The sequence below is a fragment of the Thalassospira sp. ABD4_177 genome (assembly GCF_056160125.1).
Map to the genome: position 1 here is coordinate 1,434,257 of NZ_JBSWWO010000001.1, position 14,674 is coordinate 1,448,930.

Here is a 14,674-nt window from a genome sequence, read left to right on the forward strand (position 1 = left end):
AAGACCTCCGAACAGGTCGGAGGCCTTTGAGTTTGGTCTGAAAACTTCCGGAAGCTTGGCTTAGGCAGAAATCGACAAGCCAGATTTGGCAGGTGCCGGAGATTCAGTCTCTTCCGGATTGCTTGCCGGTGCCTGAGCCGCTTCGTTGGTCAGTGCCGGGCGGTCCTGCTGGGCCGTCACAACGGCCTGACGCAATTCGCCTTCACTTTTCTCGGAAAGCTCTGCCCAGGAATCCCGAAGCGGGGTGAGCAGTTTGATTACCTCAGCGGCCGCATTCGGATCGTTTTTGCGGTCAACATCCATCAGGCGGAGCATGCAGTGGGTGTAAAGGCGCTCGAGGTTTGCGGCGATTTCGCCACCTTGCTCCAAATCCAGAGTGTTCGCCAGATGGGCGATCAGCTCCTGCGCGCTACAGTTTGCATTGCAGCGGCCTTGGATATCATTTCGCTCGATCGCGTTTTGCGCCTCCTGCAAGCGCGACAAGGTCTTCTCAAACAGCATGAACACCATCTTGGCGGGTGTCGCTGTGTTGACCTGCTGTTGCTTGTATGTATGGGCGGCGTGTTCGTTCATGCGACACTCCTTGAAATGCTAAGCGTGTGTTCAGTGTGCATGTTTAACAGAGAAAAGTTAACTATTATCTTTTCTCGCGGCCTTTAACTATCACTTCCCGCGGCCATCAGTTCGTCGAGAGAACTTTGAATGTTCTTCATGCGGGCAAGGGCCGATTCCATCGCAATAAACTGATCCATAAGAACTTCTCGCTGTCGAGCAAGGCGTTCATCGATACGGTCAATTTTCTCTTCGTGCGATGTGCTTTGCGTTTCCAGTTCGGAAATCGCCTGGGTCAGGCTGCCTTCTTCTTCGTCCAGAATAGAATCCAGTTCGAAGTAGAACTGCGCACCGATGCCAATGCTTGTGGTTACGCTTGCTGTATCATTTGCGTTTCCGTCACCGCTATAGAAAAGGCGCAAGCCATCTGGTGTTCGGATGGAGTTACCGCTTACCACTGCATTTTTGTTGGAAGCAATCAGGTTATCGTCCGCATCGTAAAGATCATACTGAACGCTGGTAATCGCACCACCTGATGCCTGTATGTCGAAGTCGTATCTCGCAGCTTGGGTGTTGCTGTCAAAACCGGTCATGGTCACGTCGGAATTGTCCGACTTCCCACGGAACAGGAATAGCTCCATGACTTCGTCCGGCTCGTTGAGCAGGGCTTCATTCAATGCCGCTTCGTCAAGCTCAATGGTTTTGCTTGTTAACGGATCTTCGTTCGAACCATATGCGACAAAACCCAGGCCAATCTCGGCCAAGACCGAATAGTCGTCCTGATCCGGGCGATCCGTCACGCCTTCCGCAAAGGAGCCTGCAATCTGCTGCAGCGCTGATTCAATGCCTTTGACAGATGTGTTGCCAAGCAGAACGGCATCTTCGGATGCTTCCCCGGTGGTCGGATCAACAAAGGTCTTTTCGTTGATGAACGTCTGAACAGCATTATAGGCGTCGACAAAATCAAGAATTGCCGTTTTCGCCTGATTAAGGTCCTGTTCTATTTCGATCGTAATCTGCGTGCCAGGCTCGGCATCATACAGATTGATGTTCAAGCCATCGATCAGATCAGAAAATTCGTTGGATCCACGGGTGACGGTGATTCCGTCGAGCTCGATCTCGGCATTATTGCCAACATCAATAACATTGGTTGCGTTAATCGTGGTTGGATCTGTCAGAACACCGAGACTTTGCAAAACGTTACCAGTGTCGTCACTAAAGGACATACGATTGTCCTCACCTTCTTCGGTCGAGGTGAGGATCAGCGTACTTTCACTGTCAGAAACCTTGACCACCGATGCTTGAACGCCGGTCGACTCCGAGATGTTGTTGATCTTGTCGCGGATATCCTGAAGCGTATCACCTGCTGCGACAGTAACAGTTGAACTGCCAGCTCCGCCGGTTACCGTAAAGGTGCCAGTTCCTGTCAGTCCGGTGACGTCAGCACCTGCATCGACGGCCTGGGTGTCACTTGAAAGCTTGTGCCTGCTGGCGACCTGGTTGATTTCAAACGTATAGCTGCCTGTTTCAGCAGCGTTGCTTGCGGTGACACCGATCAGGCTCCCGGCTTCGCTGCCATCAGAGGACGCAAAAATCTGTTTGGATTCGAAGATGTTGCGCGAGTTGTCGAAGCTGGTCGCGCCATAAAGGTTGGACATCGAGTCCTTGAGCGTACCAACGAGCGTCTGCAGCTCTTTCAGCGCAGCAATTTTCTCGTCGTTTTCCTCAACCCGTGTTTCAAGGTTGTCTGCAGGAATACGACGCGCAGCAATCATCTGGTCGACGGTGTCGACGAAATCAATGTTGGACGAGCCGCCAGACAACTGGACGCGACCGTTATCGCCAACATAGATGTTATTTAAATTCAAGCCGCTCATTGGTTTAGCTCCTTGGGTGCGCCCGGCTGATTTTGCCTGCAACCGACATGATCTGTCAAATTAGCTTGCAATAACCGTGCCTTTTTGTGCCCACTCGCTGTATTAAATCTCTTCGTCGACAAAACTGCCGAGATATTCGCGCATCTGTGAGAATAGCTGCTGCAGTTCTTTGGACGGCAGTTCGCGCAAGACATCGCCGCTAACGCGGTCCGTGACCTTCGCAACAACACGACCGGTGTCCTGATTAAAGTTCAGTTCAACGCGTGCAGTACCGTCCGCGAGATCCGGCAGATCCATATTTGCAAGCGCTTCCTGCATCTTTTGCGGAACTGCAGAAGATTTTGCTTCCGGTTTTTCTGCTGCCGAGCCCACATCCGCTCTCGCTGTCGGGGCTGCTGGTGCTGCTGGTGCTGGTGCTGCCGATGCAGTGTGGGCTTTGCTGCCCTGACTGCTTGGCGCACTAATGTTTTGTACGACTTCCATTTTTCAGCTCCTTAAAGCCGCCATCCTGTAACAGCAGGATGAAACTTGAAAACGACGAGTACCGACCATCAGTACTCTGAAACAAATTCTAGGTTACTGCAACAAACGCAGCAGGTTCTGCGGCATCTGGTTCGCTTGGGCGAGCATTGCGACACCCGACTGAACCAGGATTTGCTTTGAAGTGAAAGCAGTCATTTCAGCCGCAACATCAAGGTCCAGCAGGGTAGAACGTGCGGATTCAGTGTTTTCCTGCGTCGTCGCAAGGTTCTGACCAGCGAAGTCAAGACGGTTCTGGGATGTACCAACTGCCGCACGGGCGCGCTGCAGGTCGTCAATTGCACGGGTGACCACTTCTACGGCAGTCTGCGCGCTTGCGGCGTTACTGATCGCATTCGCACCCAGTGATTCCAGAGAATCTTGTGTTCCCAGCGCGCCTGCGCCAAGGGTTCCAGAGTCAACCGAATTCAGGGTAATATCCAGACGGTCATTTGCCGTGTTGCCCGCGCCAACCTGAAACTCGATCGAGTTTTGCAGGGCCTGCCCGTTGTCGGCGGCCATGGTAACTGTATTGTTGGTAGTATCAACACTGTTTGCTGCGCCGAAGGCGGTATCACTACCAAAGTCTTGGCTGCCGTTGGTTCCGGCACCAACTTCGGTAACAGTCGCTGAGAAGTTAGTGTTGACTGTGAAGGAAAGGCCAAGCTCATCAAAGTTCAGGGTTGCGTTTTCACCAGCAGCAATCGCGGTGGTCCCGCCGGATGCGTAATCTGAAACGTCAATAGACTGGGAACGGTCAGTAGCACCATCAATGGTGCTCGAAACGGTCATAATGATCTGACCGCTGGCGAGCTCGTTGATGTCGACCGTAAAACTGTTATCGGTAACGGTGTTGCTATTGGCGTCCGTCGCCCAATAATTGTTGTCGGTAATAGCAAAGCCATCAAAACCGGTTGCTGGCACAAGAGCGTCACCGCCAGCACCAGCAGCAAGATCGCCGAACTCAAGGGCAACGTCACCACCATCGCCCAGCAGCTGAATGCCGTTGAAGTTGGTTGAGGACGCAATGCGGTCAATTTCATCACGCAGTTGAACAAATTCGTCATTCAGGAAGCCGCGCTCCGTATCCGACAAGTTGCCAGACGATGCCTGAACCGAAAGGGTTTTCATCCGGACAAGAATGTTGTCAATCGTCGCCATACCGCCATCAGCGATCTGGAGCATCGAGTTTGCCTGTCCAACGTTTACGGAAGCTGTTTTGAGGGCCTCGGTCGTCGCGTTAAGGCGTGCACCGATTGCCATGGAAGCTGCGTCATCGCGCGCAGAAACAACGCGCGTACCAGAAGACAGCTTCGACAGCGAGCGGGTCGCCATTTCGTCTGAAGCCGACAGGTTACGGTGCGCGACGTTCGCAGCATAGTTCGAAATAATATTCAGAGCCATGACGCATCTCCTACATGGATAGCTCAAGACAACATCTTGTTGTCCGTGATCCGGCACACTTGCCAGAGAATTTTCAACCCAATGGTGAGGATGAAAAAGGTAATATAGGTAAGATGAAATATACTTTTAGGTTAGATTTATGTCCAGCGAAAAAAAGGTTTCCTAATTTGTGCATTAAAAACAAACGATTATCAATCAAGAGAAAGCCGGGTGTTGTCGTCTTTCTTAATGTTTTGTAAACGAATCCGACTCCGTTGAGAGGGGCTTTAATAGTAAGGGCAATTATCCTGGCGTATAAATTAGGTGTTTGGCTTGGATTTTTTTTGAGCCGTTCGTTCGATTGTGATGGATGTGGGGGCAAGGCATCGTCGGAAGTGCGTAAAGCAGAAAGGGGCGACCCGAAGGTCGCCCCTTTAAAACCGTAGCGTTTAATCCCCAGATTACTGGAGGAGACGCAGGAGGTTCTGCGGCATCTGGTTTGCCTGTGCGAGCATGGCAACACCAGACTGAACCAGGATCTGCTTGGAGGTGAAGGCGGTCATTTCGGCCGCAACATCCAAGTCAAGCAGGGTGGAGCGGGCTGATTCAGTGTTTTCCTGCGTGGAGGCAAGGTTCTGACCCGCGAAGTCCAAGCGGTTCTGAGAGGTACCAACCGCAGCGCGGGCACGCTGCAAGTCATCAATGGCACGGGTAACAACTTCAACAGCATTCTGAGCGCCTGCCGCTGTGTCAATGGCATTGGCGCCAAGATCCTCAAGTGAGCTTTCTGTGCCGGAGGTCCCTGTTCCAAGCGTATCAGCATCAACAGAGGTCAGATCAATTGACAGACGATCATTTGCGGTATTGCCGCCGCCAACCTGGAACTCGATGCTGTTTGCCAACTGCTGTCCACTGTTGGCAGCCATATCGACCGTGTTGTTGGTGGTATCAATGTCGTTTGCAGCACCGAAGGCCGTGTCACTACCAAAGTCCTGACTGCCGTTAGTGCCTGCACCAACTTCGGTAACCGTGGCCGAGAAATTCGTGTTGACCGTAAAGGAAAGGCCAAGTTCATCGAAGTTCAGGGTTGCATTTTCACCTGCGCTGAGTTCAGTGGTGCCGCCGGATGCGTAATCTGTCACGTCAATCGACTGTGCACGGTCATTTACGCCGCCACCATCAATTGTGGCGGAAACGGTCATAATGATCTGACCACCGGCAAGTTCATTAATTTCGACGGTAAAGCTGTTATCGGTGACGGTGTTGCTGTTTACATCCGTGGCCCAATAGTTGTTGTCGGTGATGGCAAAGCCATCAAAACCGGTTGCCGGAACCAATGCATCCCCGCCAGCACCCGACGCAAGATCGTCAAAGTTCAATGAAACGTCGCCGCCATCGCCCAACAATTGAATGCCGTTGAAGTTGGTGGAAGACGCAATACGATCAACCTCGTCACGCAGTTCGGTGAATTCGTCATTAAGGAAGCCGCGTTCGGTATCCGAAAGGTTGCCCGAGGATGCCTGAACAGCCAGAGTCTTCATGCGAACGAGAATGTCATCAATGGTCGCCATGCCACCATCTGCAATCTGCAGCATCGAGTTGGCCTGACCAACGTTGACAGTTGCAGTTTTGAGGGCTTGGGTGGTTGCGTTCAAGCGCGCACCGATTGCCATGGAAGCGGCATCGTCACGTGCAGAAACAACACGGGTACCAGAAGACAGTTTTGAAAGGGAACGGGTCGCCATCTCATCCGATGCCGACAAGTTACGGTGTGCCACGTTTGCGGCGTAGTTGGAAATAATATTGAGAGCCATTTTTCATCTTCCTACTTGGAATGAACATCAGGCACCATGCCTTGATGTGAGTGGGCTTGTCCTCTGAAGTTCTTCATGAACAACATATGTATTGAGGCCACTTACTTTCTTTTGCATTTTATTGCTGGAAGAGTCCAGAAAAAAATGAAGCAGAAAGTTATTTTTTTATCGGTATTAAAATCAATTACTTAGATCGTGTCCGTACTTAGGGAGGTGAGTGGCGTTGTCGTTGACCGGTTAGGTTGAAGCGAATCCGTGTGCTTTGAATCTGTAAATGGATAAGCCTGAAATGGTGTGTCTGCGTCAGCGTGTGAATCATCAGATGATAGGCAAGCCTTAACGGCAAAGAAAATCGATCAAGACCTAAGACAAAAAGGGGCGACCCGAAGGTCGCCCCTTTAAAACCGTAGCGTTTAATCCCCAGATTACTGGAGGAGACGCAGGAGGTTCTGCGGCATCTGGTTTGCCTGTGCGAGCATGGCAACACCAGACTGAACCAGGATCTGCTTGGAGGTGAAGGCGGTCATTTCGGCCGCAACATCCAAGTCAAGCAGGGTGGAGCGGGCTGATTCAGTGTTTTCCTGCGTGGAGGCAAGGTTCTGACCCGCGAAGTCCAAGCGGTTCTGAGAGGTACCAACCGCAGCGCGGGCACGCTGCAAGTCATCAATGGCACGGGTAACAACTTCAACAGCATTCTGAGCGCCTGCCGCTGTGTCAATGGCATTGGCGCCAAGATCCTCAAGTGAGCTTTCTGTGCCGGAGGTCCCTGTTCCAAGCGTATCAGAATCAACAGAGGTTAGGCTAATCGAAAGGCGATCATTTGCGGTATTGCCGCCGCCAACCTGGAACTCGATGCTGTTTGCCAACTGCTGTCCACTGTTGGCAGCCATATCGACCGTGTTGTTGGTGGTATCAATGTCGTTTGCAGCACCGAAGGCCGTGTCACTACCAAAGTCCTGACTGCCGTTAGTACCTGCACCAACTTCGGTAACCGTGGTCGAGAAATTCGTGTTGACCGTAAAGGAAAGGCCAAGTTCATCGAAGTTCAGGGTTGCGTTATCGCCAGCAGCAATTTCGGTGGTGCCACCGGATGCGTAATCTGTCACGTCAATCGACTGTGCACGGTCATTTACGCCGCCACCATCAATTGTGGCGGAAACGGTCATAATGATCTGACCACCGGCAAGTTCATTGATTTCGACGGTAAAGCTGTTATCGGTGACGGTGTTGCTGTTTACATCCGTGGCCCAATAGTTGTTGTCGGTGATGGCAAAGCCATCAAAACCGGTTGCCGGAACCAATGCATCCCCGCCAGCACCCGACGCAAGATCGTCAAAGTTCAATGAAACGTCGCCGCCATCGCCCAACAATTGAATGCCGTTGAAGTTGGTGGAAGACGCAATACGATCAACCTCGTCACGCAGTTCGGTGAATTCGTCATTAAGGAAGCCGCGTTCGGTATCCGAAAGGTTGCCCGAGGATGCCTGAACAGCCAGAGTCTTCATGCGAACGAGAATGTCATCAATGGTCGCCATGCCACCATCTGCAATCTGCAGCATCGAGTTGGCCTGACCAACGTTGACAGTTGCAGTTTTGAGGGCTTGGGTGGTTGCGTTCAAGCGCGCACCGATTGCCATGGAAGCGGCATCGTCACGTGCAGAAACAACACGGGTACCAGAAGACAGTTTTGAAAGGGAACGGGTCGCCATCTCATCCGATGCCGACAAGTTACGGTGTGCCACGTTTGCGGCGTAGTTGGAAATAATATTAAGAGCCATTTTGTATCTCCTACTTGGATAGCTCAAGGTGGCAAAGCCACTCAAGAAATTCCGGCTCATGCCGGAAACGAGTTTTGAAGATCATCCTGAAACTCAAAACCCACGCCAAGGTAGAAATATACGTAAGTATGGCATGCCTGTCCATAAGATTTTTGTATCTACGTCATTTATTAATAAACAATAAGTTAACCATCTTCCTCTGGTGGTGTTGTAGAATAAATACATGCACTAGTAGTATTCTGACGGCTCGGAATATGCCGATTATGTCTTCATTGGCGGTGGGAGTCGCGATCAACAAGGCGACCTTCTGAACGCCTTTTTCGATGAAGTAGGTTTGTCCGGATTGCTGGAGCAGACGCAGGAGGTTCTGCGGCATCTGGTATGCCTGTCTTCCTAGCTTTGAAATAAGGTTACGAAGCAAAAGAGAACAGGTGCTTTACTCTGCACGATGGCTCGTTTGAGCGCCAGTAACATTGTGTCGCATGATGCAGAGAAAACAAAAACGGCGGCAATGCCAGTTTGCCGCCGTTTAGGATAAAGCTTGTAAACTTTCCTGGCTGTCAATTTAGCCTTGAAGCAGGCGCAGGAGGTTCTGCGGCATCTGGTTTGCCTGTGCCAGCATGGCGACACCCGACTGCACCAGGATCTGCTTCGATGTGAAGTTGGTCATTTCGGCTGCAACATCGAGGTCAAGCAGCGTGGAACGGGCAGATTCAGTGTTTTCCTGCGTGGAAGCCAGGTTCTGAGCTGCGAAGTCCAAACGGTTTTGATAGGTGCCAATATTTGCACGCGAACGCTGAAGGTCGTCAATCGCACGAGTGACAACTTCAACAGCAGCCTGAGCATTCGCTGCGGTGTCAATTGCATTGGCACCAAGGTCTGCAATAGAGTCTTCAGTACCAGCCGAACCAGTCCCCAACGTTTGGGAATCAACAGCTGTGAATTCAATCGCTAAGCGATCATTGGCCGTGTTTCCAGCCCCAACTTGGAAGTCAACTGATTGCTGTAATTGCTGTCCATTGTCGGCAGCCATATCGACCGTGTTGTTGGTGGTATCAATGTCGTTTGCAGCACCGAAGGCCGTGTCACTACCAAAGTCCTGACTGCCGTTAGTGCCTGCACCAACTTCGGTAACCGTGGCCGAGAAATTCGTGTTGACCGTAAAGGAAAGGCCAAGTTCATCGAAGTTCAGGGTTGCGTTATCGCCAGCAGCAATTTCGGTGGTGCCACCGGATGCGTAATCTGTCACGTCAATCGACTGTGCACGGTCATTTACGCCGCCACCATCAATTGTGGCGGAAACGGTCATAATGATCTGACCACCGGCAAGTTCATTGATTTCGACGGTAAAGCTGTTATCGGTGACGGTGTTGCTGTTTACATCCGTGGCCCAATAGTTGTTGTCGGTGATGGCAAAGCCATCAAAACCGGTTGCCGGAACCAATGCATCCCCGCCAGCACCCGAGGCAAGATCGTCAAAGTTCAATGAAACGTCGCCGCCATCACCCAGCAATTGAATGCCGTTGAAGTTGGTCGATGATGAAATACGGTCAATTTCGTCGCGTAACTGAACGAATTCGTCATTAAGGAAGCCGCGTTCAGTATCGGACAGGTTGCCCGAGGATGCCTGAACAGCCAGCGTCTTCATGCGAACGAGAATATCATCAATGGTAGCCATGCCGCCATCTGCAATCTGCAGCATAGAGTTGGCTTGGTTAACGTTAACCGTTGCGGTCTTAAGGGATTCCGTCGTTGCGTTCAGACGTGCACCGATGGCCATGGAAGCGGCATCGTCACGTGCAGAAACAACACGGGTACCCGAAGAAAGTTTTGCAAGCGAGCGCGTCGCCATCGTGTCCGAAGCAGTCAGGTTTCGATGGGCGACGTTCGCTGCATAGTTGGAAATAATATTGAGAGCCATTTTATTCCTCCTACACGGATAAGAAAGAATGGCTCAGGCCATTCATTCCTTCGGCGACATTGCCTTGCGGAATATCAAAGCAACGTGCGTGCCAAGCTACTAGGCAAAAATTACAGGTCATGCTGCACAGAGTATTTTTCATTCGGCAAAATATGCTGCCAGGCGACCTGGCGTGCCGTATCGACAAGAATGGGAGCCCGAAGATTGGTCGACATTGTAATGCCTTGACCGCCTGGCGCGCTCCGAATGGTGACAACCATCAGGATCGCCATATCTGCGCTTTCAATCGCTAGGCTCTTCTGGGCCGTCATCAGATCTTTTTCCGCATAAACGCCGCTTTCCATATTATATGGGGCGACGATAAAGGACAGGCCTGCATCGGTCAGGCTTTGATAAAGCTTGAACTGATCAAGCGAGGTGTTGGGAATATTTGCCAGTCCGAAGACATGATGCTCAGGAAAGCCGAGAAGGCCGACCGGCATATAAATGCCTTTGTCCCAGCTGAACTCAATGTCGCCGAAGCGTGTTTCCACGACAACGGATTCAGGTGTTTCATTCTCGGCGACGTTTTCGGTTTCCATTCCCGCAATTCTCCGACGGTCGAAAGTTTCTGTCATTGATACTACTTAAAGTATCATTCTGACAAAACAGTTAATGACGCAATACTATCTATATCACAATCAACGCAAATAGTTAGCCAAAGATAAATCTGCGGCGCGCGAAATGGAAATAAAGCTTGCCTGCAAGGCAGTCTCATATTGGGTCAGTTCCGCAAGTGTCAGCGGCACGTCAACGGTTTCAATATCGGTGATGGCCTGGGATGCGAAAACCTTGAAGTCCTGATGGCGTTCTTCAAAGCGCTCGACATTGGCGATATCCAAACCAATTTGCCCTTGAACATTCGGGAGGTCATTAATCGCGTCATTGATAAAGCCAAGCGCCGTCGTCAGTGCCGTTTCGTCTTCCGTGCTGGCCGCAATGCCAAGGCCCTGGACCAGCTTCTGGAAGGCCGGGTTGTCACCCAGGATGCCGTAGGACAAGTTATATTCTGCGTCGACGCGCAACTCCATGATCTGATGATCACCGTTGTAATAGTCGGCATCAGGGCGCGGATTGCCGATTTTTTCCATGCCAAGCGTGGAGAGCAAATCTCCGGCGCCAGTTTCAGTAATCGTGATCGACCCATTGCCGACATTTTCAATATTGAGAAGCGGTGAGCCCTCGCCACCAAGGCCGCGCAGTGATGCGATGGCACGGTTAGTGGTATTGCTATTGATCGCGTCCATGATATCGCCAATGTCATCGGTGGTCGCGTTGTAGTTGATCGTCGAGGTAGAACTGTTACCGTCGATATCAGTGCTGACAATCTGAAGCTGCCCGGACGTCACGCCAAGAGAGGTTAGCGTGGTGGTTGAGGTAACAGATGTGCCAAGCTCACTGAGATAGTTGTCCGGTGCGCCGATCTTTTCGATATCAACAGCCGGTTCTTCCGAGCGTCCGCCAGCGAACAGGTAGCGCCCGTCAAGATTGGTGTTGAGCAAATTGGCGATCTGTTGCAACGCCTGATCAGCTTCATCACGGATATTGACGTCGTCGGCCTGTTGTGCAGAGCTGGCCTGGATCAGCAGCGATTTCATCTCGGTCGCAATGGTCAGCATGCTGTCCACAGCTGTTTCCATGCTTTGCAGGCGCAGTTTTCCCTGCGTGGTGTTGCGAAGATATTGTTCAGTGCGGCTGTATTCGCCCTCAAGATTGAGAAGACGCTGCGCACTGTCAGCAATACCTGCATAGTTCCGCGACTTGTAGCCGCTTGATGCCTGATTCTGTAGATCGGTTACACGCGCTGCGTTCCGGAGTGCCAAGTCCGAAAGCAGCGAGTGGTTCGTATATGTTGCGACACGCGTTACCATGACAACCTCACTTTACAAGCATGCAGTTTAAACCGCATTGAGCAATGCATCAAACATTTCATCAACGGTGGAAATGACCTGTGCGGTTGCGGTGTAGGCACGCTGAAAAACAACCAGGTCAGACATTTCCTCATCAAGGTTCACACCGGCCTCATTCTGAATGCGGGTGCTGAGATCAACGACCAGACCATCCTGGAACTCAAACGAGCTTTCGGCAACGCGCGCCTTGGTTGCGGCAGTCGCAACGATACCAGCAGCATAATCCGTCAGTGACGTGCGCTCGCCTGACAACCCGTCGGTGGCTTCGAAATCGATGTCTGTACGCTCAAACGCATTACTGATCGAGTTCGCAGCACTGTTATCACCTTCGTGAACACCGAAATTGATGCCAAGGCCGACAACGGTCGTCAGCGCATCCGCATTTGGCAGACCGTCGTCAGAGAAATAGAACGGGTCACCATCTGCATCGATCACGTGCAGTTTGTAGCCACCAAGCTGACTGTCGAATTTGACGTCGGCGGTAATGTTGTTGTCAGTCAGCGTCGCGCTGTTGTTGATTGCATCGGCAATGTCTTGCAGCGACGTGGTGCTGTCATAATCGATATCAACGTCGGTGAAATCACCACTGACGGTCAGCGTATAGTTGGTCGGAGGCGGAACAAGCGGGCCCAAATTGGGGATCGCTGCATCCGGATCCACAACCGCGGTCGATGTGTTGTAGGTATCAGCGTTGAGCTGGCCGCGTACAATGCGTGACGGGTCATTCTTGATTGATGCGGCAACATCCATATTGCCTGACAAATTTGGCTGGTCTTCGGTGAAGCCGATCTTCGACGACATGGTGCCGGAATCATTGATCGTCAGGTTGGCGTTATATTCAATTACCAGACGATAGCGATCGCCATCCTCAACAAGGAAAGCAGCTTCTTCAGAAGCGGCAACAGTCATGCCGGCACCCTGAAGGGCTGTGCGGATGCTGTCCCGCACGTCTTCAAGGGAGTCAGTTGCCGTGTAGTTGACCGTGATACCAGCCCCGGCAAGTACGCCAGTGCCCGCGCTGATGGTAAAGGAACTCGCCGTAACGCCAAGGGCATCGGTGGAGCTGCTTTGCGGCGCAGACGTCATGACGTCTGAGCGTTTGGTCGTCGCGACAAAATCATTCAAGCCAAAATAGTGTGATGCGCCTTGTTGGCGGCCATCGCTCAGGGTGATCTGACTGTCCATCTCGTTGATGGCAACCCGGTTGCCATCCTGACCTTCAATCACCAGTCGATTATCAACCAGCGATGCGGTCAGATAAGAGCTGGCGTCTGAGGCGTTAATAGCATCCACGATGCCTTGGACCGTTGCCGGGGTCGTGGGCAGCGAGATATCGGCCCAGCTATCACTGGCAATAAGGTCGCCATTCTGATCAAGGGCAGCAACACGGAATGCGCCGGTTGCTGTCAGCGGGTCACTGCCCGCGACTGTGCGTGTCCCTGACAGGTTGGCAGGCGGTGGGAAGGAGGTGCCTTTGTTATGCTCCGCATTGATCGCATCACGCAGTTCACCTGCCAGTTCGTTGATCTGGTCATTTAATGCCGGAATTTCGGAATCGCGCATCTCAAACAGGCCCTTGAGCGTGCCTGTGCGCAGCGTATCGGTGATGTCTTCATCATCAAGCGTAATGCCAGATCCGCCGGTGCCCGGTTCAAAGCCGGCCGTCTGGGTGAAGGTCAGTGAATTGGGCGAACGATCCAGAAGCGTGTTCGCACCCTGTGCCGAGTAGACAACGATTGACCCGTCACTGCGGCTAAACGTCGTAATATCAATGATCTTGGCAAGTTCGTTCAGTTTCTGATCGCGCTGGTCTTCAAGCTCGGTGGTTGGCTGCTCAAGGTTTTTCAGGCGAATAATGCCGGTATTGAGCTCGGAGACCTGGGTCAGCAGGGTATTGGCAGAATTCACCTCGTCCGTGATCTGGTCATCAATGTCATCGCGCAGATCCTGAAGCTGGCTTGAGAGCTTCTCAAACGATTCCATAACCTGAATCGCGCTTTCGATCGCTTCGATGCGCGGGGAGTTCTGGTCCGGGGTGACGCCAAGCTGCTCAAAGGCATCGGCCATATCGTTGATGCGCTGACTGATCGCAGCATCCGACTGGGTGGTGCCAAACAGGGTCTGAATACGCATAAAGAAGTCATAACGTGCTTCTTCGCGACCGGCTTTACCCAGTTCGCCGCGCATTTCACGTACAAGGCCCTCGTTGACGTTGCGATAGATATCGGCAACCTGCGAGCCGGCACCGATACCATCGAGCGTCAGGGTTTCCTGACCGGCGATCTTTTTGGAATAGCCCTCTGTGTTCACGTTCGAAATGTTCGAGGACGTGATCGCAATGCGGGCCTGTGCCGTGTTGAGGCCGGAAATCGCAGTATTGAGTGCCTGAGTAAGTGACATGGTCCTTGCCTCTAGCCTTAAAGCGTTTCATTGACGCTATAGGCGCCACCGGATTTATTGATCGTGCGACCATACCCGCCAAGCGATGCCTTGCTGGTCGTGGCAGAGCGGTTATAGGTGGTGCATTCTTCTTTCGACTTTTCATTGACTGCACGCACGATGGCCTGGACTACACGTTCGTTGGTTTCCTTGGCGGACTGAAGCGTGATCATGTTGCGGCGCGCGGTTTCCTGAAATTCGGCCTGCAGTTCACGCAGTTCTTCGCGTTCCTCTTCTGACAGGGCACGAAGTTCCTCACCACGGCTGCGCAGTTTGACAACCAGTTGCTCGTACTGCATCGACAGGGCAGATTTTTCCGACAGGAACTGCTCATATTCGGCCGATGACAGGGTGCGCAGTTCATTGGACTCACGTTCCAACAGGGACATAAGGTCATAAGTGACGCTTTTAAGCTCGGTAACCAGCTCTTCGGTGGTCATTT

Annotated in this window: 11 protein-coding genes; all 11 read right to left on the reverse strand. The window is 52.1% G+C overall.

Translation table 11 applies throughout. The annotated features are described in order from the left end of the window. Nucleotides 1–60: 60 nt before the first annotated feature. Nucleotides 61–573: a flagellar export chaperone FliS gene (gene fliS / locus ACXAF0_RS06555; RefSeq protein WP_475345037.1), complete on the reverse strand. Its 513-nt coding sequence runs from the start codon at nt 571–573 to the stop codon at nt 61–63. Nucleotides 574–656: 83 nt separating this feature from the next. After that, nucleotides 657–2,429 (reverse strand): flagellar filament capping protein FliD, encoded by a 1,773-nt coding sequence (gene fliD, locus ACXAF0_RS06560; RefSeq protein ID WP_475345039.1) that lies wholly within the window; start codon nt 2,427–2,429, stop codon nt 657–659. A 102-nt stretch (nt 2,430–2,531) separates the two neighbouring features. After that, nucleotides 2,532–2,912: a flagellar protein FlaG gene (locus tag ACXAF0_RS06565; protein ID WP_475345044.1), complete on the reverse strand. Its 381-nt coding sequence runs from the start codon at nt 2,910–2,912 to the stop codon at nt 2,532–2,534. Nucleotides 2,913–3,005: 93 nt separating this feature from the next. Then, a complete protein-coding gene (locus ACXAF0_RS06570; RefSeq protein WP_475345049.1) occupies nt 3,006–4,352 on the reverse strand; it encodes a flagellin N-terminal helical domain-containing protein in 1,347 nt (448 codons plus the stop codon). A gap of 440 nt (nt 4,353–4,792) precedes the next feature. Next, nucleotides 4,793–6,145 (reverse strand): flagellin N-terminal helical domain-containing protein, encoded by a 1,353-nt coding sequence (locus ACXAF0_RS06575; RefSeq protein WP_475345053.1) that lies wholly within the window; start codon nt 6,143–6,145, stop codon nt 4,793–4,795. Between the two features lie 425 nt (nt 6,146–6,570). Beyond that, nucleotides 6,571–7,923: a flagellin N-terminal helical domain-containing protein gene (locus ACXAF0_RS06580; RefSeq protein ID WP_475345055.1), complete on the reverse strand. Its 1,353-nt coding sequence runs from the start codon at nt 7,921–7,923 to the stop codon at nt 6,571–6,573. A 565-nt stretch (nt 7,924–8,488) separates the two neighbouring features. After that, on the reverse strand, nt 8,489–9,844 hold the full coding sequence (locus tag ACXAF0_RS06585; RefSeq protein ID WP_475345059.1) for a flagellin N-terminal helical domain-containing protein: 1,356 nt from the start codon (nt 9,842–9,844) through the stop codon (nt 8,489–8,491). 110 nt (nt 9,845–9,954) lie between these two features. Further along, on the reverse strand, nt 9,955–10,425 hold the full coding sequence (fliW, locus tag ACXAF0_RS06590; RefSeq protein WP_475345063.1) for a flagellar assembly protein FliW: 471 nt from the start codon (nt 10,423–10,425) through the stop codon (nt 9,955–9,957). 99 nt (nt 10,426–10,524) lie between these two features. Then, nucleotides 10,525–11,754, reverse strand: coding sequence for a flagellin N-terminal helical domain-containing protein (locus ACXAF0_RS06595; protein ID WP_475345067.1), 1,230 nt, complete (start codon nt 11,752–11,754; stop codon nt 10,525–10,527). Nucleotides 11,755–11,781: 27 nt separating this feature from the next. Beyond that, nucleotides 11,782–14,193, reverse strand: coding sequence for a flagellar hook-associated protein FlgK (gene flgK / locus ACXAF0_RS06600; protein ID WP_475345071.1), 2,412 nt, complete (start codon nt 14,191–14,193; stop codon nt 11,782–11,784). 17 nt (nt 14,194–14,210) lie between these two features. After that, a complete protein-coding gene (locus ACXAF0_RS06605; RefSeq protein ID WP_475345074.1) occupies nt 14,211–14,672 on the reverse strand; it encodes a hypothetical protein in 462 nt (153 codons plus the stop codon). Between the last annotated feature and the right edge of the window lie 2 nt (nt 14,673–14,674).